18 protein-coding genes are annotated in these 19,716 nt (G+C 52.2%); 11 read left to right on the top strand and 7 right to left on the bottom strand.

What is annotated here, in order from left to right; all coding sequences use genetic code 11:
- Positions 1-154: 154 nt before the first annotated feature.
- The 4 genes from ABV298_RS27395 to ABV298_RS27380 all read right to left on the bottom strand — a co-directional run bounded on the left by ABV298_RS27395 (position 155) and on the right by ABV298_RS27380 (position 5,148).
- Positions 155-1,417 (bottom strand): FecR domain-containing protein, encoded by a 1,263-nt coding sequence (locus tag ABV298_RS27395; protein ID WP_353719323.1) that lies wholly within the window; start codon positions 1,415-1,417, stop codon positions 155-157.
- Positions 1,418-1,513: 96 nt separating this feature from the next.
- Positions 1,514-2,107, bottom strand: coding sequence for an RNA polymerase sigma-70 factor (locus ABV298_RS27390; protein ID WP_353719322.1), 594 nt, complete (start codon positions 2,105-2,107; stop codon positions 1,514-1,516).
- Between the two features lie 185 nt (positions 2,108-2,292).
- On the bottom strand, positions 2,293-4,119 hold the full coding sequence (locus ABV298_RS27385) for an alkaline phosphatase (RefSeq protein ID WP_353719321.1): 1,827 nt from the start codon (positions 4,117-4,119) through the stop codon (positions 2,293-2,295).
- Between the two features lie 126 nt (positions 4,120-4,245).
- Complete coding sequence (locus ABV298_RS27380; protein WP_353719320.1) at positions 4,246-5,148, bottom strand: DUF6528 family protein; 903 nt, start codon at positions 5,146-5,148, stop codon at positions 4,246-4,248.
- A gap of 170 nt (positions 5,149-5,318) precedes the next feature.
- On the opposite strand from ABV298_RS27380, the gene ABV298_RS27375 reads away from it, so the two are divergent.
- Positions 5,319-6,302: an endonuclease/exonuclease/phosphatase family protein gene (locus ABV298_RS27375; protein WP_353719319.1), complete on the top strand. Its 984-nt coding sequence runs from the start codon at positions 5,319-5,321 to the stop codon at positions 6,300-6,302.
- Here ABV298_RS27375 and ABV298_RS27370 read toward each other — a convergent pair.
- From ABV298_RS27370 to ABV298_RS27360, 3 genes are read right to left on the bottom strand one after another with little or no spacing between them, the layout of a single operon-like run.
- Positions 6,293-7,102 (bottom strand): helix-turn-helix domain-containing protein, encoded by an 810-nt coding sequence (locus ABV298_RS27370; RefSeq protein ID WP_353719318.1) that lies wholly within the window; start codon positions 7,100-7,102, stop codon positions 6,293-6,295. The genes ABV298_RS27375 and ABV298_RS27370 overlap by 10 nt on opposite strands.
- Before the next feature lie 33 nt (positions 7,103-7,135).
- Positions 7,136-7,492 carry a hypothetical protein gene (locus ABV298_RS27365; protein ID WP_353719317.1) on the bottom strand — a complete coding sequence of 119 codons (357 nt, stop codon included), beginning with the start codon at positions 7,490-7,492 and terminating at the stop codon, positions 7,136-7,138.
- Entirely contained in the window at positions 7,489-7,986 is a 498-nt protein-coding gene (locus ABV298_RS27360; protein WP_353719316.1) for an NAD(P)H-binding protein, read from the bottom strand. The genes ABV298_RS27365 and ABV298_RS27360 overlap by 4 nt, the downstream gene beginning before the upstream one ends.
- A 166-nt stretch (positions 7,987-8,152) precedes the next feature.
- Here ABV298_RS27360 and ABV298_RS27355 point away from each other — a divergent pair, with 166 nt between their 5' ends.
- The 10 genes from ABV298_RS27355 to ABV298_RS27310 all read left to right on the top strand — a co-directional run bounded on the left by ABV298_RS27355 (position 8,153) and on the right by ABV298_RS27310 (position 19,655).
- The gene (locus ABV298_RS27355) at positions 8,153-9,394 is read left to right on the top strand and encodes a Na+/H+ antiporter (RefSeq protein WP_353719315.1); all 1,242 of its coding nucleotides are present in this window, start codon (positions 8,153-8,155) and stop codon (positions 9,392-9,394) included.
- Between the two features lie 167 nt (positions 9,395-9,561).
- Positions 9,562-9,816: a hypothetical protein gene (locus tag ABV298_RS27350; RefSeq protein ID WP_353719314.1), complete on the top strand. Its 255-nt coding sequence runs from the start codon at positions 9,562-9,564 to the stop codon at positions 9,814-9,816.
- Between the two features lie 270 nt (positions 9,817-10,086).
- Positions 10,087-10,782: a hypothetical protein gene (locus tag ABV298_RS27345; RefSeq protein ID WP_353719313.1), complete on the top strand. Its 696-nt coding sequence runs from the start codon at positions 10,087-10,089 to the stop codon at positions 10,780-10,782.
- Positions 10,783-10,979: 197 nt separating this feature from the next.
- On the top strand, positions 10,980-11,960 hold the full coding sequence (locus ABV298_RS27340) for an alpha/beta hydrolase (RefSeq protein WP_353719312.1): 981 nt from the start codon (positions 10,980-10,982) through the stop codon (positions 11,958-11,960).
- A gap of 205 nt (positions 11,961-12,165) precedes the next feature.
- A complete protein-coding gene (locus ABV298_RS27335) occupies positions 12,166-13,161 on the top strand; it encodes a hypothetical protein (RefSeq protein ID WP_353719311.1) in 996 nt (331 codons plus the stop codon).
- A gap of 34 nt (positions 13,162-13,195) precedes the next feature.
- A complete protein-coding gene (locus ABV298_RS27330; protein WP_353719310.1) occupies positions 13,196-13,417 on the top strand; it encodes a hypothetical protein in 222 nt (73 codons plus the stop codon).
- 145 nt (positions 13,418-13,562) lie between these two features.
- On the top strand, positions 13,563-14,078 hold the full coding sequence (locus ABV298_RS27325) for a Crp/Fnr family transcriptional regulator (protein ID WP_353719309.1): 516 nt from the start codon (positions 13,563-13,565) through the stop codon (positions 14,076-14,078).
- Between the two features lie 99 nt (positions 14,079-14,177).
- Positions 14,178-15,209, top strand: coding sequence for an efflux RND transporter periplasmic adaptor subunit (locus tag ABV298_RS27320; RefSeq protein ID WP_353719308.1), 1,032 nt, complete (start codon positions 14,178-14,180; stop codon positions 15,207-15,209).
- An 8-nt stretch (positions 15,210-15,217) separates the two neighbouring features.
- The gene (locus ABV298_RS27315; protein WP_353719307.1) at positions 15,218-18,322 is read left to right on the top strand and encodes an efflux RND transporter permease subunit; all 3,105 of its coding nucleotides are present in this window, start codon (positions 15,218-15,220) and stop codon (positions 18,320-18,322) included.
- On the top strand, positions 18,312-19,655 hold the full coding sequence (locus ABV298_RS27310; protein WP_353719306.1) for a TolC family protein: 1,344 nt from the start codon (positions 18,312-18,314) through the stop codon (positions 19,653-19,655). Before ABV298_RS27315 ends, ABV298_RS27310 begins: the two co-directional genes overlap by 11 nt.
- Positions 19,656-19,716: the final 61 nt, after the last annotated feature.

The raw sequence follows: 19,716 nt of genomic DNA, 5'->3' as shown, positions 1-19,716 counted from the left end.
TGAATGTATCGTTGTCCAATGATCTCAGGATTAACCAGGTCGGGCCGGGTGCGGTCGCAACGCATCCGGTCATTTTCCCTGTTATCCTTTTCCATACGCTATTCAGGAGGAATTCGGCGGGTTCATGGCAGGATAAGGTTTAAGTTAAAGGTATTCAATCTGTATTTTTCACGGTAATTTTCCTGTCTTCGATCCGGAACTGGATCCCGCCCGTCATTTCGAGCATTTTCAGCACCTCCGACACATTATTCTTGCGGGAGATCGTTCCGGCAAACGATTTTCGTTCCACATTTCCCTCGTAGCGCACATCCAGGTCATACCAGCGGGAAATCTGCCGCATAATCTCCCGGATGTTACCGTTGAATTCGAAGCGCCCTTCTTTCCAGGCCACGACACTTTCCGTATCGACCGTTTTGACCGATATGTCGGGCGCGGTCCCGTCTGTTGTCACACGTGCCTGCTGCCCGGGCGTAAGCACTTTGGTAACTGCATCCTTTTTCACCCGTACCGAGCCTTCGAGCAGGGTGGTCTGCATGGTAGGCTCGTCGCCGTAGGAGCTGATATTGAAATGTGTACCAAGCACGGTGATTTCCATGTCCTTGCCTTTCACATTCTTGTCCAGCACCCGCACCAGGAACGGCCTCGTTTTGTCGGGTTCTATTTCAAAATAAACTTCGCCCGTCATTTCCACACTACGCTGGTTCGCGGTAAATGTGGTAGGGTATTTCAAACTTGAACCGGCATTCAGCCACGCCCGAGAGCCGTCCGGCAATACGATTTTATATTGCCCGCCCAGAGGCGTCCGAAGCACATTGTAGGCTATCGCGCCGTCAGAGGCCGCATTTTTCCCGTAAATAATCTCACCCTTCGACTTGTCGATCGTCGTGCCCGGCTGTCCCGAGAGATTGCCTTCGGTAATGGTGGTTAAATCGTAGGTTTGCCCGTCGGCAAGGGTTAAACTAGCCTTGTTTCCACCAGCAGGCGCGTCGTCGCCGTAAACGCTGTGCAGCATTGCGACGGGTTTCTTCTCAGTCCCGCCGTTGAACCACCGATATCCGGCGTACGTGAGAAACAACACCACCGAAGCCGCCGCCAGCTTTAAAATCCACAACGGCCGCCCGTTGTCGTCACCAGGCTCACCCACGGCCACCCACTCGACGTGGGGTGCCGTTCCCGCCGCATTTTCCCCATCGCACCGCCCCGTGGCCGAAAAAATGGAACTCAGAATATCCTCGGCTGTTTCATCCGACAACGTATGCAGCGTGCCGTCGCGACGGATGAACTGGTCGATCAAACCGTTGATCTGCTCACGGTTCTCGTCCGAAAGCAGCATCGCCATGAGCTCCTCCCGCTCCTCGTCGGTTATTTTTTTCTCACAATACCGGAAAAACAATTCATCCAGCCGCTGGTTTTCCATATAAGTCAGGATTACGGACGGCTCTTACCGACCGTCAGCCATAAAGACTTCCGCAGGACATTTTCGGGTGACAACGGGATAAAAAAAGTTTAAAAATTATTTTACCAGGAAAAACAGCAGCCACGAAATGGTAATTTCCAGCTTCAACTTGCTGTACGCCCGTATGTGCCGCAACGCGCGTGCGAGGTGCGTCTTGACTGTTTCGGAAGAAATACGGAGCATTTTAGCGATCTCGTCCCGCTTCAACTCCTGTTCCTTACTCATAAGGTATATCTGCTTTTGCTGGGCCGGCAACAGTTCCACCGCCTGGTGGACGATCTCCTCGATTTCCAGGTCGATCATGCGGTTATAGGTAGTGTTCTCGGCAGTGGGCAGTTCCAGTTGAAGATCATCCACGAGCTGCTGCTGGCGTGCCATTCGTTTCAAGGTCGAAAAGACGTGGTTGCGCGTCATGATGAACAGGTAATCCTCGAAGCCCGCGATTGCCGTCAGACTTTCTCTTTTTACCCACAATTTCAGAAAAATGTCCTGAACTACCTCTTCGGCCAGGAAACTGGAATGTGTGAGCCGGAATGCGGCGGAATAAACCTTGTCGCGGTACCAGTGAAACAGAGTGGCAAATGCCTTTTCGCTGCCGGCCGCGATTTCAGTCAGCAATTCCGTTTCGTTATGTAACGCATCTATCTTCAATGGAATACACGGCAGATTCGCACAAATGTAACATCAAAACGGATCAAATAGGAAAATACGGTTATAAAATGTTGATATTTTTGAAGGAGGAGGAAAGGGAGGACCGAGGAAGGGGAATGGGAAGAAGGAGGAAGGGACGGTGGAGGAAGGAAGGAATGTCCCTTTCCTCCTTCCTCCCTTTCCCCCTACTCCAACACCCGTTTCATTTTCTGGTAAATGTCGGTATTCTCGTAAACACCCCTGAAATCCAGTGAATGCGGGCCATAGGCGAATACAGGTACCATGATGCCCGTGTGGTCGCCGGTGCTGAACTGGCCATCGACATATCCCGATTTCAGGTTGCCGTCGAGCAGCGTCAGGCCTCCGGTTTCGTGGTCGGCGGTGACGATTACCAGTGTTTCACCATTGGAATCCGCAAAACGGAGCGCTTCGCCCACGAGCTGGTCGAAATCGAGCATTTCGGTCACCACATAAGGCAACTGGTTGGCGTGACCGCCGTAATCTACCTGCGCGCCTTCGGCCATTATGAAAAATCCCTTCCGGTTCGATTGCAGCGACTGCAACGCTTTTTGAAACGAATCTTTGAGAAAATCGCCGCGGCCATTCAGCATGGAAACCGTGTGCCTGTCGTCCAGCAATACGAACGGCGCCTTCATTTGCGAGAGGTCATTCCAGTTATCCGACACCTGAAATCCGCGCGCTTTGAGCGTGTCGGCGGTTTTGGTTTTTGCAAAATGGCTGTACCCGCCGCCAATGAGCACATCCACCGGTTCTTTCAGATAGTCCGTCGCAATTTCGTCCATCATGCTACGCTCGGGCCGGTGCGCGTAAAATGCAGCGGGCGTGGCGTCGGTGATGTCGCCGGCGGAGATCAGCGCCGCCTTCCTGCCTGTGGCTTTCACCTGACGGATAATGGAGGACACCGCTACGAGGTTCGAATCCACGCCTATCGCCCGGTTACGCGTCTTGTTGCCTGTGGCGAAGGCCGTGGCGCCCGCGGCCGAGTCGGTAATGTAATTGTCCGACGACGCCGTTTTGGAAAAGCCGATATTCAGAAATTTGCCCAGGTTCAGTTCGCCCCGGTTGGCAGTAAGCCCTGAGTAGATCTGCGCCAAACCCATTCCGTCGCCGATAAGCAGGATGATGTTTTTTACCTTCCCGAGCGCGTCGTTGTTTTTATAAGTGGGTTGATAGGGCTTGTAAAACCGGGTCGACTTGTATTCGGCGTTTTTCCGGCTCTTTAAAAATGTGCCTAATTCGGCGACATGGTCGGTATTGATATAATCCACGCCGAGGTTCATCAGCACTTTCCATGCATTTATATTATCGGGACTCGCCCAGAAGCGGAACGGCTTGCCGAGCGCGTGCGCCTGAGCGATCACATCCGTAAGAGCCTTGCGGTCGTTCTCCACCGGAATACCCTTTCCGTTCCATTGCGAATACCGGTGAAAATCCTGACTGATCATTCCGAGACGGGTAGCCTGTCCTGCCGTGTAATTCACGCCCGGCCTGCCATCGAAGAAAATATAGGCGGGATATTGTTCAAACTGATCGGCCGGTGGCGTATTGCCGCTTACCACCACTTTCACAGTGCCTTTCGGCGCAAGCAGGCTTTCGTGAGGCGCCAATATTTTCACCAACGCGTCGAGCGTAGGCCGGGAAACTGTTTTAAGGTCGACCAGCAGCGTCATCGTCCGGCGTTTATCTTTAAATATACTTCCCTGATTTTGAGCTACCTTCTTAACAATTTGTTGCAAATACAGCTTATCGAAGGTCCGGTCGGAGCTAATATCCCTGGCATCGTGCGCTACGAAAAGCGTATCGTTGCGAAAATGCACATCGGCCTCCACCGAGCCGAACTGATGTTGATAAGCCAGCGCAAACGGCGCTGCCTGCATGTAATCGTTATGCGAATGCGCACGCGACAACGGGTTATCGCTTTGAGTCTGAGCACAAGCAGCCCAGGGCAGCAACGCAAAAAGAGAAATTGAGAGTCTTGAAAAAGCTTTCATGAACGAGCGCCCCGGCACGTTTCAAGATTAGTTGGAAGCCGGGATTTTGCGCAAATATCTGCCTAAAAGCCTTTCCCCGCCGTGGAATGCCTTTTTCATAACAATAATTTAAAACCGGACTACCGCTTACAAACCGTTGTCGAACCAGCGCGCCTTGTACACATGCATGTCCGGGAACGCGAACGTGCGTGCGGGCTCGTGGAATTTGACGTGGAATGTCCACCAGCTTTCCTCCGGGATTGTATAAATGTATTGGCCCGACGCGTCGCGGCCGAGGCTTTTAATGTTCTCCGCATCAGGAAAGCCCTGGATTTTCGTGAACTGTTGGGTAGCCAGGCTGAACAGCCACGAGCCGTGATGTTCCGTCACAAACAAATCACCGGCCGTGTTCACCGGTTGCAGCTCATGTCCGCCGATGCCCGGGATTGTCCATTTGGCCACCATTTGCAGGCTGTTGCCCGCCACGATCTTATACTCCCGCAGCACATCGTAGCCCAATGCAAACAGGCTTTGGCGCTTTACGTTCCACACCACGCCGTGCGCCGAATAAAGGCTGTCCGTGAAGAGGGGTTTATCGGGCTGTTTCAGGGAGAAGAGCATCAGCTTGTTACCGGCGGGCTGCACGGAAGCGGCCGCGGCGAGAAGATCTCCCGGCAATAGCTCGATCGAATGCGCATTGGGGACGGTAGTATGGAACAGTACCTTTTTGTCCTGCATATCCACCAATGCAACCGCTCCGCCGGACGACGACACCAGGAGTTGTTTGCCTCCACGTACGGCCTTGCAGTCGTCCATCGTATTGAACAGCTTCGTCCGGTATAGTTCGGGCAGATCCGTGGCCTGGCGCGCGTCCCACGACCATATGATTTCCGGAATGCTGTCTTTCGATTTCGAATAGTCTACGAGCAGCACTTTGCTGTCGCCGCAAACGAGGAAAGATTTCGGGGGAATGGATTGGGAAAGCGCATTCGCCAGGCTGGCTGCCGAAAGGAAAAATGCGAATACTAAGCGTCGGAAATTACGGGTCATGGAATAGATTATCGCTGTTAAAAAATAAACCTGCCGTAAAGATAAGCCGCCCAATGCACGGCTTGCCTGCAAAAAAGGGTTGTCCGGCTGAAAAATAATGTATTCTTAACAATTTGGAATCATCCTGACCACATGCCGCTGGTAGTTTTGGGCGTACCAACAGGCATGCTATGTGGGCATCTTTACCTCTCGACAAAAACAGATTCCTGAAATCCATTTCCTGGTTATCGATTCTCTTCTTTCTGTCCGAAGCCACTCCCGCCGTCCGCCAGCGGACGGAGCTTTCCGCGACCCGCGCCGTACCCCGGGTTTCAGGCTCCCCCGCCGGTGGCAATTTTTCGGTGATTACCTATAACATTGCCGGCCTTCCGCAGTTCATTTCCAGCGCAATAACGCCACGAAGGGAGAGCATCGCCGCCATCGGCCGTTTGCTCAACCGCTACGACATCGTACATGTGCAGGAGGATTTCAATTATAACGGGCATTTGTACCACAACGGCAACGCCCACCCGTTCCGCACGCCCACCAAAGGCGCCGTCATGACCGGCGACGGCCTTAATACCCTGTCGAAATTCCCGGTGACGCACCTGCGCCGCATCGCGTGGACGGACTGCACCGGAGCCGACTGTTTTACGCCCAAAGGTTTCACCTATACACGCATAGAAATCGCCCCCGACCGCTTCATCGACTTCTACAATGTCCATGCCAATGCCTACAACCATCCCAGGGCCGCCCTGGCGCGGCGCCGCAACATGGAGCAGTTATCGACCTACATCCGGCTGCATTCGGCCGGCAACGCCGTGATCGTAATGGGCGATCTCAACGGCCGTTACAGCTTCGGCCGGGATAATGTGGATTGGTTACTGAGGGAAAACGGACTGAGTGATGCCTGGGTAAACATGCATTGCCAAAACCGGCTCCCTGTGCCCAGCAACGCCATTCCTTCCAGCGATATCCTGAGCCTAACCGACTCCTGCGAGACCATCGACAAAGTCCTTTTCAGGAGCAACGCCTTCATCCGGCTCAAACCCGAAGCCTACGCATTGGAAAAGGAGCTGTTTAAGAACGCGGAGGGATTGCCGCTCTCCGATCACCATCCTGTTTCGGTACGGTTTGAATGGAAGGTTATGGGCGACGTGATTGCCTACGATTGAACCAGCACCGGGAAATTCTCGACGGTTTCGCAGATGCTCTTCCGGAACTGGAACGGCGTGAGGCCGGTGAATTCCTTGAAATTGCGGATGAAGTGTGACTGGTCGGCATATTCCCGCTCGAATGCTATGTCCGAAAGTTTGCCGTACGACCGGCTGCGAAGCTGGTTAAGCGATGCCTGAAAGCGGCATATCCGGGCAAATAGCATGGGCGACACACCGATCCCTTCCTGAAAGCGCCTTTCCAGGGTCCGTTCCGAAACCTTCAATTCCTGCCGCAGGTCCATTAGGGTAACCGCCCCTTGCGACCGGATAATGCGCTGCAAAGCATAGCGCGTAGTGGCTTGCAGCGAATGCTCGTGCCGGCAAACCTGCTCCCAAAGGCATTCGGAAATTACATCGACCTTTGTTTCAATGGTTACCGCATCTTCGAGCCGTTCGACCAACCTCCTTCCATTAAGAAAAAGGTTCAGGTCGAGGCAGTTGTCTGTCAGCTCGCTGGAATCCATCCCGAATACCGATTTTAACGCGTGAGGATAAAAGTAAACGCCAATAGTGTTGAAACTGGACGGCGAGACAATGCGGGTATGACCGGTCGTCTGACCGTACATGAATACAGGCGACAGCCGCTTGCCTTCCTGAAACGAAGCCCTGTCCGATTGCTGGAAGATAATGCCCGGTGAGCCGTCTGCGATGGTCACGAAATGAATTTCCTCACCCAGCGATCCGGTACTTTCGAGTGCCCAGTAATACCTGACATATTCCTGTAAATGCGGCGGTGGCTGGATCTGGTGATATTTCATGGCTTTCAGTGAATACGGCAAGTTACCATTTTTTCAAAACAGTTCTTTCAGATATTCCTGAATACCAAGTGGTTTACGTCCCAGAAAAATTTCCAGCGAGCGGTCTGTCTTTTCAAATTCACCCGCCCGTATGCTTTCGGCCATGCTCACGTAAAAGCCGGTTTCCTCTTCCGTCATCCCAAAACCAGCCAGTGCTTTCCGGTAATCTTCAACAGGGATGTCGGTGTGCGCAGCCTCATTGAACCCCGCGACTTCCTTCAATAGGAGTGCAATATCCCCGAAGCTATGGGCTTCCGGGCCGGTAATATCGAAACCTGCATTACTGAAGGCCGGGCCTGTCAGCACGTTCGAAAGCGCTTCCGCAATATCCTTTCTGGAAACAAAACTCACACGCCCGTTGCCCGACGGATAAAAGATCTGCCCGTCGCCTCGCCGATGAAAAGCGGGACCGTTTCATGGTACATGCTGTTCCGGAAAAATACGTACTGCATGCCGCTTCGGCGGATTAGTTCTTCCGTATTCTGGCAAACATGTGCAGCGTGAAAATGGGCAAACCCGGATGGAAAAAGTGTGCTCGTGTAGGCAATTTCCTTCACACCGCAATGCACTGCGGCTTGCACCACACGCGTCTCCTGCGCCATCGCGCGTACGCCTGTGGCGGAGGACGAAACCTGCAACAACCGTTCGACGCCCGTCAGTGCCTTTTCCAGCGACTCCTGATCTTCATAATCGGCCGTCCTGATGTGTATTCCAGAACCTGCATACTCGCCGAGCTTGCCGGCGTCGCGCACGATTGCGACGATATTGGACGGGATCGTCCTTTTTACCAGAAATGAAAGGGTGGCTTTTCCAAGGTTTCCGTTTGCTCCTGTGATGGCTATCATTGTTTTGTTTGTTTTGGTTTAAAGCAAAACTAGGCTCCACCCGTCCGTCAAAATAGAACAAAACCGTCAATGCCGGAATTTTCCTGCAATGCCCTTGACTTTCCACATTCATGCTAAGCTTTGAAACATCACGACCTCTTCGCACATTAGCCTTCATAAAAACCTCATGGAAAATTACAGTATTGTCATGATTATCATGACTATCATGATCGGCCTTTCCACCGTTGCCGATCGTGTCAGCATACCCTATCCGGTATTACTCATCACCGCCGGGATCGCCATCGGGTTCATCCCCACCCTTCCCGTGATCGAGCTGAACCCGGAGGTTGTATTCCTGATATTTCTGCCGCCATTGCTGTACGATGCCGCATTCAATATCAATTTTCAGGATTTCAGGACCAATATCAACACCATCGGCACTCTGGCTATTTCCCTTGTATTTATCACCGCCACAGGCATTGCGGCTGTGGCTTACTTCCTCATCCCCGGCATGACCTGGCCATTGGCATTCGTCCTGGGTTCGATCCTTTCCGCCACCGATGCCGTGGCTGCGATGAGCATTACCAAAGGGTTGGGCCTTTCGTCGAAAACCAATACCATACTCGAAGGTGAAAGCCTTGTCAACGACGCGTCGGCGCTGGTTGCCTATCGTTTTTCGGTGGCTGCCGTCACGGGTTCCGCTTTTATATTCTGGAAAGCATCCGCGGAATTTGCCGTTCTGCTCCTGGGTGGTGCGGTCGTGGGGCTGGTCATAGGCCGGATTCTCGGCGCGATCATCATGCGCATTCACAACAACCCGCAGGCAACCATCGGCATGATGCTCCTGATGCCGTTTGTGGCCTACCGGGTCGCGGAAGAACTGGAAGTTTCCGGCGTTATCGCGGTCGTGATCCTCGGCCTGGGCATTGCCGATTTCAGTAAGAAAATATTCCCCGCACCGCTCAAACAACAATCCAAAGCCATTTGGGAAATCATCATTTTCCTCCTCAACGGGCTGATCTTCATATTAATAGGATTGCAGTTCCCCTACGTAATCAAAAACATCAGCAGCGATCAATTGTTGCCCTACGTCGGCTATGCATTGATTATCACCATTATCGCTCTGGTCCTTCGCATGGTGCGGGTCTTCTGGCAAAAGGCCAATCTGCAAAAAGGCTTCGAAACCGGCCGGGGCCGGATCAGCGAAAATGCGCTCCTGGATTTCAAAAACAGTCTGATCATCAGTTGGTCGGGCATGCGGGGCATCGTTTCGCTGGCCATCGCCATCGGTCTCCCTACCCACCTGCACGACGGCACGCCCTTTCCGATGCGGAATGCCATCATCTTCATTTCCGTAGCCGTGGTACTCTTTACGCTGATCGGCCAGGGATTGACGCTGCCGTGGATTGTGAAGCGGTTACAGGATTAGGCGTTTGATAATCCGCCCATTGCCGTCTGATCATCGCCTGACAAGGAAAATAGTTTTAAAGTTCAAACTTATCTAGGTTTAGTTCCAGATCGATTTAAGTCGATATGGCAATGGAGTTCTTTGCCCACCACTGCGGTTACATGTGATACAGCTAAAACTTATTTACTATGAAAACACACATTTTTTCTTTACTGGCAGTAATGATTGCATTCGTCCTGCCTCATTCAAGTTTTAATGCGTTCGCCCAGGACGTGTATCATTTCGCTAATAATACAAAATATCCCGTTTACCTGAGTAAAAAGGTCGTACTGGTTCAATATTATGACCGAGCTCTTATCGAAGGGATTCCCGCTTCGAATGATTTAAATCTGTCAGTTGCGCAGCCTTTGTCGCCTATCCTAATCCGGCGAATGATTTTATAACATTTGAATTTGAGAATACAGATTATCTGGAAAATCTTTATGGTGAAGTACAACTTATCAGCGAAGACTCTCGAAAAATTGTTAGAAAGATCAACGTAGTTGACATTTTCAATAACAAACAATTTATCGACGGAAACAAGGTAAAATGGACGTATCAGATCTAAGTCGAGGGACATATTACATTCACGCTGTTCCAAACAAAAATTCAAAATTAAAACCTGAAAGGATGCGCATACTATTACAATGATTTAAAAACAAGCCGATAAAATCATGAAAAACCCATTAGTAACTTCGCTCCTCATCATACTAATACTACTATTCCAGAGTAACCCGGTGATTTCGCAAGATTTCAGCAAACTGCAGATTGGAATTTTCGCTGGCTATGGAAAGGACTACTATAACCGGAAACTAAACGGTGCTGGCGGTATTCCGGATGCAAAAAGCCATTTCGCGTCCAAACATTCGATAGAGGTAGGTGCTTACGGCGAGAAATTTGTCGCGCATCGAATCTCTGTCCTGGTCAGAACCTATTATAGCAATCAGAATGTCCCGACAAATACGCTGTGTAACTGCAACCATTTAGACTATTTACAAAAAGAGCGACATCACATTGTTTCTCTCGGGCTCAGTCTGCGTGGTTATTTGTCGGGTCGGTCGCTTGTTAAGTTAGTTGCTGGCCTCGGTCTGCAAACGGAGTATTTCCTGGGTTACTCGGAAAAGAGAAACGATAGCACCCGTTTTCATGGGAACGCTCAGGAATACAACAGATTCAATCCGCGTGTCTCTGGGGAAATGGGCCTGCAATGGAAGCGAATCGGATTGTTCGGAGAATATAAAGGCGATCTCGGGAATACTTTTTCGAAGAGATACCGGCTGTCCACCGGCGGCGAAGTGCGACGGAGCATCTTCCGACACGGGTATTCCATCAAATTATCGTTTTTGCTAACAAAACCAGTATCTAATTGATAATATTTATCTCAAGATACACACCTAACCTCTCACAGTAGCGATGGATTCGCTCTCAATGGAAGATATATTTTTCCATTTTCCACTTTCTTAACCTAGGTTAATGTTTCCGGTTTCCGCCACGTCTAGTTTTGTCCTGTCAATCAATCACCACAAAGACAAAACGAAAACAATAGCAAATCAAAACCTTTAAGATCATGGAAACTCTGAATATCATCGACCCGGCCAACGACCCCGCTATTTTTGAAGACGTAAAAACCTTTCTGAATGCGTTGAACTCGGGAGGCGGTACCCCATTGGAGCAACTTTCGCCCGCCGATGCGCGTAATGTGCTCGTAGGTGCGCAAAACTCGGTAGAAGTAGATTTGTCCGGTATCGAAACCAGCCAAAAAACCATTACAGAAGATGGTATTACCGTTAAGCTCGATATCGTAAAACCCGCAGGTACTACCGAAAAACTGCCCGTGTTCATCTTCATTCACGGCGGAGGCTGGGTGCTGGGCGACTTCCCTACGCATAAACGCATCGTCCGCGACCTGGTGGTTTATTCGGGTGCCGCAGCGGTTTTCGTGAACTACACGCCGTCGCCGGAAGCTAAATATCCCGTGGCAATCAACGAGATATACGCAGCGACCAAATGGGTGGCAGCGCACGGCAACGAAATGAATGTGGACGGTAGCAGGCTGGTCGTGGCCGGTAACAGCGTCGGAGGCAACATGGCAGCGGTAACTGCCCTGAAAGCCAAAGACAATCAGGGGCCTGAAATAAAACTGCAAGTGCTGTTATGGCCGGTAACCGACGCCAATTTCGAAACCGGGTCGTACAACCAGTTCGCCGAAGGCCGCTTCCTGACCAAAAATATGATGAAATGGTTTTGGGACAATTACACCACCAATCCGGAAGAAAGAAAGCACCGCTATGCATCGCCGCTCCAGGCCACGACCGAACAGCTTCAGGGCCTTCCCCCCGCCCTTGTCCAAACAGCCGAAAACGACGTACTGCGCGACGAAGGTGAATCATACGCCCGCAAACTGGAAGCGGCCGGCGTTAAAACCACGTTGGTAAGATACCAGGGCCTTATCCACGACTACGGCTTGCTCAACCCGCTGGCCCACGTGCCTGCCGTGCAGGGCGCGCTGCTCCAGGCCGGAGCCGCTATCCGCGAGGCTTTGAAGTAAATTTTAGTATATACTGCTACACGGGAACGGGTTATGCGAAAGTGTAACCCGTTTTTTACAACGACGAATTCTAGCAACCAGATAATCAGTCAATTATAAATATTTTCAAAAAAAGTAAAAGAATTTTGTGAAATATCGCGCGTTTTCTGTGTCTGGTTTTTACGTAAGCGGCTAAATTGCCGTGCCTAATCCTTACAGTGATTCTATGACGCAAAGACAGATCGGGTTGATCGCCGTTTTTTCAGGCTATCTGCTCCTGGCCATCACAGTGTACCGGTGGCAGCTCTTCACACACTTTATCTGGACAGTCGTGCTGTTTAGAGCACTGGTCCCTATTGCCTTCGTCCTTTTCTGCTGGTCCGTTACCCGTTTGCTGAAACTGCCTTTCTGGACGGCCCTGCTGATTCCGGCCGTTGCGGAAATCGCCTCCTATTTTTACATCCGGCATACCGTCGACGTGAACCGCCACGCCGACCGCCATGAGATCGGCGTGCTCGACAAATGGGTCAACTATCGCGACGTAATCCAGTTTAACCGGCATTTTACGAGCTATTCGGCCGACCTTGGCTATGTGCTCCGTCCAGGGAGCCAGGGCGTGCATTCGAGCCTAGAATACAGTAATGCATTCAAAATCAACAGCTTTGGCGTCCGTGACGACGAAGCTTCGCTCGACAATCCTGAACTCGTATTTCTGGGCGACTCGTTCACCATGGGCTGGGGCGTGGACCAGGACCGGACCTACGCCGATCTGACCGGCAGGAAACTGGGTGTGAAAACGCTTAACGCAGGCATTTCTTCGTACGGCACCTACCGGGAAATGCTGCTTTTCTCAAAAATAAAAAGGGATTCCTGCAAGCTGATGGTGTTGCAATATTGCGACAACGACCTTGAGGAAAACGAAGCGCGCAACGAACCCAACAATCAGGGCCAGTTGCTAACGCCGGAGACGTTCGAAAATACTGTGGTGTTCAATCGGGTCAACGAAAGCTATTACCCGATGCGCTATACCTATTTCTTTGTCCGGGAAAAGGACCTGCTGAAACGTGTCTGGACGAGTCCTGTCCAGGTCTTTCGGGAAATTGGGGGGGGCATTGTCGGCGTGGATAAAAGGCCGGCAGCTCGAAGTGGTTACGCCGCCCGATGTCAAAACGCCCGCAGAAACGAAAGCTCACACCGCATATTTCTTCAAATCGATCGCTAAAATCCGCAGGTATTACAAGGGGAATATCATTATAATGCATCTCGACGGGCGTTATACACGGCCGGAATTAATCCGTACGTTCGAAGCGGAGGCAAAAAAGAACGGTGACGGGCACCTGTTTTTCCTGCATGCCGACGAATTGCTCAGCGCGCGGGACTATTATCCGATCGACGGGCACCTCAACGCTTCGGGCCATGCAAAGATTTCGGCTGCCCTGGTCAAAATGATCCGGGAAAAGGCATTGATTACTGACTGACCTATTTAATAAATCCGGCAATGCATTGCGCGTATTCGGGCCGAAATAATTATGTTAGGGGCGCCGCCCCCCGCAATGCGGCCAGGTATATACGCGTATGGAATTGCTCCAATTTGTAAGACAGCACATAGCATTAACACCGGAATTGGAAGTCCTGGCAATGGAGGCGTTCAAAACGGAAGAACTGCCGAAAGGTCACCGGCTGCTGTCGCCGTACAATTTTTCCCAGAAAGTATTTTACCTCGAAAAGGGCATAGCACGCACCTATTACCTCAAGGACGGCAAAGACATTACCCATTCATTTATTCCGGAAGACAGCTTTTTCGTCTCGATTGAAAGTGTTTTCTTTCGAAACCCCTCTCCTTATGGTGTGGAGGTCCTCGAAAACAGCGTCGTCCGCACGATCGTTTACCAGGATCTGGAAAAATTCATCGACGGCTCGCAGGCATTGCAGAAGCTGAGCCGGCTCGTGATGATGAATGCCGTCAAAACATTTTCGGACAAACTGTACTCAATCCAGTTCCAGTCGGCGCAGGAGCGGTACAATTCCATGCTCGAAAAGTTCCCCGACATCATGTTGCGCGTCCCGCTGGGACATATAGCTTCTTACCTGGGCATTACGCAGGAGACGCTCAGCAGGATCAGAGCAGGAAAAATTTGAAAATTTCCGATTTTGGGTTACTTTTTGATATAGATCAAAAGCATTGCCATCCATCGGGGCCAACTTTGCGCCGGGATATTAACCTAACGGTCGTCCATTATGAAAAGCAATCCTATCTATCTGATCCTTACGATGGCAGCGCTCGCCAGCTGCAATAAGGCCGGTGATCAGGCCAAGTCCGTCGAAAAACCGGTGCCGGTAGTTACCCGGCAGGCCCGCAACATTTCCGCCAACAGCCAGGTATCGGTTAGCGGCAACATCGAAGGCAACAAAACAGTCCGTCTGGGTTTTATGGTAGGCGGCAAAATCAATTACATCGCCGCGGCGGAAGGCCAGCTTGTGAAGCAGGGCCAGCTCCTTTCGAGCCTCGACCCGGGCAATTACAGCATTGCCAAGGAAATCGCCGACGTGCAGGTGGCCCAGATCCAGGACGAATATGACCGCCTGAAAGTCATGCACGATCGCCGGAGCCTGAGCGAAAGCGATTTCGCAAAGGTCGGTTTTGGGCTGCAACAGGCACGCGCCCAGGAGAAACTGCATGCCAGAAACCTCGCCGACACCAAGCTTTTTTCCCCCATCAGCGGGGTATTGCTGAAAAAGATGGCCGAGGTGGGCGAGATCGTCGGCGTAGGCACACCGCTGTTCGTGGTATCGGATATCCGGACCGTAAAAGTCAATGCGTATATTCCCGAAAGTGAATTGCACAATATCAAACTCGGACAGGAAGCGAAAGTACTCGTTTCATCACTGAGCCAAACTTTTACCGGCAAGGTGACGGAAGTCGGTTCCGCAGCGGATGCCGCTTCACGCGCTTTTACCATTAAAATTGTCCTCAACAACCCCAGATTGCTGATCCGCCCGGGAATGATCGCCGAGGTTACGATGGCTTCCAACCAGTCCAGGAAAGCGCTCGTGCTCCCCACCGAGGCCGTTCTGCGCGACCTCGACAACCAGAGCTACGTTTTCGTAGCCGACCCTGACCGCAAGATCGCATTGAAAAGAAAGGTGAGCCTCGGACAACTCGCAGATAATCAGATCGAGATCATCTCCGGCATCACCGAAAACGACCGTGTCGTCACCGGCGGCCAACACAAGCTGACCGACGGCACCGCTATTTCCATCACCCAATAAGCTGCGTTATGAACTTTGTCAAATCATCCCTGAAATATCCGCAGGTGACGCTGTCGGTATTGCTGCTGGTGTTTGCGGTGGGTGTTTATTCGCTGCTGAACATGCCGCGGCGCGAAGACCCGAAAATCACCGTCCGGCAGGGCCTCGTGCTCGCCTATTTCCCCGGTGCCAACTCGGCGCAGGTAGAAGACCAGGTGACCAAAAAGCTGGAACAATATCTTTTTCAGTTTGAAGAAATCCGCAAGGACAAAACCTACTCCACGTCGCAGGACGGCATGGTGGTTGTGAATGTCGAATTAGGCGAGAACGTCAAAAATCCCGATGTGTTCTGGAGTAAGCTGCGGCACCAGTTGCTGGTCGCGAAGCAGGTGGATTTCCCGAAGGGCGTCCGCGGCCCGATCGTGAACTCGGATTTCGGGGACACGGAAGCGTTGGTGATCGGGATCGAGAGCAACAAAGCTACCTATGCGCAGCTGAAAGACTATACCCAAAAGCTGGAAGACGTGCTGCGGACCGTTAAATCGGTTTCGAAGATCAAGCGAATCGGCGAGCAGAAAGAGCAGATTACGGTTACTTCGAGTTCCGAAAAATTGTCTCAATATAATGTCAAACTCTCCCAGGTGATGCAGGTTTTACAATCGCAGAATGTGATCAGTCCGACGGGAGACATCAAAACCGCGACCAGCCAGACGCCGCTTTACACATCGGGTTACTACAATACCGAAAACGAGATCGCGAACCAGATCGTGGGCGCGACCAAAACCGGCGAGCTGATCCGCCTCGGCGACATCGCGCATGTGAAACGCGAATACGCCGACCCGACGAGCAAAACCACCGTGAACGGCAACAATGCCATGATGCTGGCCATTCAAATGCAGGAGGGTAACAATATCGTGAAGTTCGGCGAGGAAGTGAACGCCAAACTGGCCGATGTAGAAAAACTCCTGCCTGCCGATGTGAAACTGACCACGATTGTGAACCAGCCGAAACTGGTGGACGAAAACATTACGCATTTCATCCGTGAATTCTTCCTGGCCATTTTCTCGGTCGTGATCGTCGTGATCCTGCTCCTGCCGATCCGCATCGCCGCGGTAGCCGCCATGGCCATTCCGATGACGATAGCCGTTACGTTCGCATTGCTGAATGCATTCGGCATCGAACTGCACCAGGTATCGCTCGCCGCATTGATCGTCGTGCTGGGAATGGTGGTCGACGACGCTATTGTGATCGCCGATAATTATGTAGAACTCCTCGACGAAGGCATCGATCGCCGGACAGCCGCATGGCGCAGCGCCACCGATCTGGTAATCCCGGTTTTGGCGGCTACCGTCACCATTATCGCGTCCTTCATGCCTATGGTGATCCTGACCGGCTCCGTCGGCGAATTCATTCATGCATTGCCAGTAACGGTCGCCATCGCATTGGCCGCCTCGTTCATTGTAGCCATGATCCTGACGCCATTGCTTTGTTACACATTCATTAAAAAAGGCCTCCATGACCACAGCGCCGGGGAAACCGGCAAGAAGAAACGGGTTACCCTGCTCGACCGCATGCAGAACGGCTACAACACCGCGCTGGAATGGTGCGTGAGGCATTCGGGGATTACGATCGGGGTGAGCCTGCTTACCGTGGTGCTTTCGTTGTTCGTATACCAGGGAATTAAACAAAAATTCTTCCCCGCCGCTGAACGTAATCAGTTTGTAATAGAGCTATGGATGCCTACCGGTACCAAACTCGATAGAACCGGCGAGGCCATCCTGAAAGCCGAAAAGCTCGTCAAAGGCGACCCGCGCGTGACGTCGTATGCGACTTTCACAGGCACAAGCGCGCCCAGATTTTACTATAACTTCTCGCCCGAAGTGCCCGTAACCAATTACGCCCAAATCCTGATCAATACCACCGACGACAAAACGGCCGAGGAATTTGCACGGGAACTCGAAGGGAAAGTGGCTGCCCTGATTGCCGAGGGTTCACCTCAGGTGAAACTGATGCAGCAGGGATCGCCTTATAAATCGCCGGTGGAGATACGCATTGTAGGCGACGATATCACCCGCCTGAAAGCGATCGGGGTACAGGTACAGGACATTCTTAGGAATGCAAAAGGTAGCGCGATGGTCCGTCCGGACTTCCGCGAGGATTACTACGGCATCAGCATTCAGCTCAAAGACGAGGCCAACAAGCTCGGCTTCACCACCGGCAGCATTTCGCAAATGGTGTACACCGGCTTCAACGGAGCACCCGTTTCGACGATGTACGAAGGCAATAACCCGCTCGACATCGTTTTCCGTCTCGACGAACGCAATCGCCAGTCGTCCGACAACCTGGAAAACATTTACCTGGCCTCGCCGGTAACCGACGCCAGCGTGCCCCTGCGCCAGATCGCCGAACTGAAACCGCAATGGCAAACCGGCAAGATCATGCACCGCAACGGCGTCCGCACGCTCACTATCCTCAGCGAAACCGAAGATGGCGTGCTCCCCGCTGATCTGGTAAAAGAAGTAAAACCGAAAATCGCCGACCTGCAATTGCCCGCCGGCTACCGCATCGAGTACGGCGGCGAGCAGTTCAACAAGAACGAGACATTCAGCCAGATGATCGTCGTGCTGGTGATCAGCCTGGTGCTGATATTCTTTATTCTGCTCTTCCAGTTCCGCAGCCTCAAAGAAGCCGCGCTGGTGATGCTCACCATTCCGCTCAGCCTTTTCGGCGCGTTGCTCGGCCTTTACATCACCCATAACAATTTTGGCTTCACCGCATTTGTGGGACTGATCAGCCTTTCGGGGATCGTGGTACGGAATGCGATCATCCTTGTGGACCATACCAACGAATTGCTCGCACACGGCATGGACATCCGTACGGCCGCTATCGAGTCGGGCAAGCGGCGCCTTCGTCCGATATTCCTCACCGCCATGGCGGCGGCCATCGGCGTGCTGCCGATGATCCTGTCCGGCTCGCCCATGTGGAGCCCGCTCGCCAGCGTCATCGCCGTGGGGGTCATCTGGTCCATGGTCATGGCCCTGCTCACCGTACCGGTGCTTTACATCGCGATGATCAAACCACACGACAAAAAAGACCTGATGGTAACACCAGTTGCTGAACATCATGAAAACTAAGCTGATTTCCCCGATACTGACATTTTTCGCGACTGCGCTCGTGGTTGTGCCCTCCTACGCACAGCAGGCGCAGGCGCTCACGCTCGAACAAGCCATGGAAATGGCCCTGCAAAACAACCATTTGCTGAATGTCCGCAAATTGCAGGTGGCCGAGAAGGAAGCCAAAGTAGCCGAAGACGCGATCAAGCGGTACCCTGTCGCTTCGGTAAGTTCTTCCTACCAGTACAATGCCAACCTGGGCTCTCTGGTGATCGGGCAGGGCTCGTTCGGCGCATTGCCGCTGGGCGGAACGACCATCCAGCTACCCAATGAAGAAAAGACATTTCCCCTGGGCAAACACCACAATTTCAATGCGGGAATAACCCTTTACCAGCCCATTACCCAACTTGGAAAGATCAAAACCGGCATCGAAGTAGCGAAAACCGATGCCGAGCTGGCGCGGCACGAGCAATCGAAAGCGTCGCTGCAAATCCGCCAGGCTATCGAAAAGCTGTATTACGGCCTGCTGATCACGCAAAAGCAGGAAGACGAAGCCACCGCGAAGATCAAACTGGCGCGGATGCGGCTTTACGACGTCGAAAGTGCATTGCTGTCCGGTAAAACCATCGATGTGAGCAAGGCCGGCCTGCAAGCCAACATCGCCGACGAGGAACAAAACCTGCTGAAACTCCGCATTCAAACGGAAGATTACCTTGCCGATTTAAAGCAATTAACCGGCATCGAAACGGACAGCATCACCCTGGCCCCTGTCGGCGGCCTTACAATAGCGCCCGGAACGCTCGACAGCTACCTTGCCAATGCCGCCACGGGTAACAACGACGTCAAAATTGCCAGTCTGACGGAAATTAAAACACAAAAAGCCATCCGCGCCGCCGAGCAAAGCAACCTACCCGACATCGGCCTTGTGGCGGGTTATTCCTACCAAACCGGCAACCTGCTTTTCCCGAATAACAATCCGTTCGTGGGTGCGCAGTTAAAATGGAATATACAGGACCTGATCGCAAACAGGCAGGTAATCAGGCAACGGCATTTCCTGAGCCAGCAGGCGCGTGAAAACCTGATTAATATCCAAAATCAGGTCAGAAACGATGTTGCCAAAACGTATCGCAAGCTCGCGCAAGCCACCGCGTTGATCGCCGTAGCCGAGAAAGCGGTGAAGTACCGTACCGAGGACCTCAAAGTGCAAACCGACAAGCAGGCATCGGGCCTGAACCTGGAAGCGGATATTCTGAACACCCGGTCGCTCCTCGCCAAAGCCCAGGCCGACCTGCTGGCGGCGCAGCTGAATTACCGTCTGGCCTATTCGGATTTGCAGCGGCTCACGTCTGAGTAGGCATCCTGCGGCCGGCGCTCGACCAAAAGAAGCGACACCTTGTTGGAGAAAGCCCATATTT

The sequence above is a fragment of the Dyadobacter sp. 676 genome (genome assembly GCF_040448675.1).
Taxonomy (GTDB): domain Bacteria; phylum Bacteroidota; class Bacteroidia; order Cytophagales; family Spirosomataceae; genus Dyadobacter.
This window is presented reverse-complemented; position numbering and strand designations above follow the sequence as displayed.

Excerpts from the sequence above, each read along its gene's own strand:
- ABV298_RS27370 (WP_353719318.1), bottom strand. The coding sequence starts at position 7,102 with ATGAAATATCACCAGATCCAGCCACCGCCGCATTTACAGGAATATGTC.
- ABV298_RS27345 (WP_353719313.1), top strand. The coding sequence starts at position 10,087 with ATGAAAAACCCATTAGTAACTTCGCTCCTCATCATACTAATACTACTA.
- ABV298_RS27330 (WP_353719310.1), top strand. The coding sequence starts at position 13,196 with ATGCATCTCGACGGGCGTTATACACGGCCGGAATTAATCCGTACGTTC.
- ABV298_RS27385 (WP_353719321.1), bottom strand. The coding sequence starts at position 4,119 with ATGAAAGCTTTTTCAAGACTCTCAATTTCTCTTTTTGCGTTGCTGCCC.
- ABV298_RS27375 (WP_353719319.1), top strand. The coding sequence starts at position 5,319 with ATGTGGGCATCTTTACCTCTCGACAAAAACAGATTCCTGAAATCCATT.
- ABV298_RS27395 (WP_353719323.1), bottom strand. The coding sequence starts at position 1,417 with ATGGAAAACCAGCGGCTGGATGAATTGTTTTTCCGGTATTGTGAGAAA.
- ABV298_RS27350 (WP_353719314.1), top strand. The coding sequence starts at position 9,562 with ATGAAAACACACATTTTTTCTTTACTGGCAGTAATGATTGCATTCGTC.
- ABV298_RS27380 (WP_353719320.1), bottom strand. The coding sequence starts at position 5,148 with ATGACCCGTAATTTCCGACGCTTAGTATTCGCATTTTTCCTTTCGGCA.
- ABV298_RS27310 (WP_353719306.1), top strand. The coding sequence starts at position 18,312 with ATGAAAACTAAGCTGATTTCCCCGATACTGACATTTTTCGCGACTGCG.
- ABV298_RS27360 (WP_353719316.1), bottom strand. The coding sequence starts at position 7,986 with ATGATAGCCATCACAGGAGCAAACGGAAACCTTGGAAAAGCCACCCTT.
- ABV298_RS27315 (WP_353719307.1), top strand. The coding sequence starts at position 15,218 with ATGAACTTTGTCAAATCATCCCTGAAATATCCGCAGGTGACGCTGTCG.
- ABV298_RS27340 (WP_353719312.1), top strand. The coding sequence starts at position 10,980 with ATGGAAACTCTGAATATCATCGACCCGGCCAACGACCCCGCTATTTTT.
- ABV298_RS27335 (WP_353719311.1), top strand. The coding sequence starts at position 12,166 with ATGACGCAAAGACAGATCGGGTTGATCGCCGTTTTTTCAGGCTATCTG.
- ABV298_RS27320 (WP_353719308.1), top strand. The coding sequence starts at position 14,178 with ATGAAAAGCAATCCTATCTATCTGATCCTTACGATGGCAGCGCTCGCC.
- ABV298_RS27355 (WP_353719315.1), top strand. The coding sequence starts at position 8,153 with ATGGAAAATTACAGTATTGTCATGATTATCATGACTATCATGATCGGC.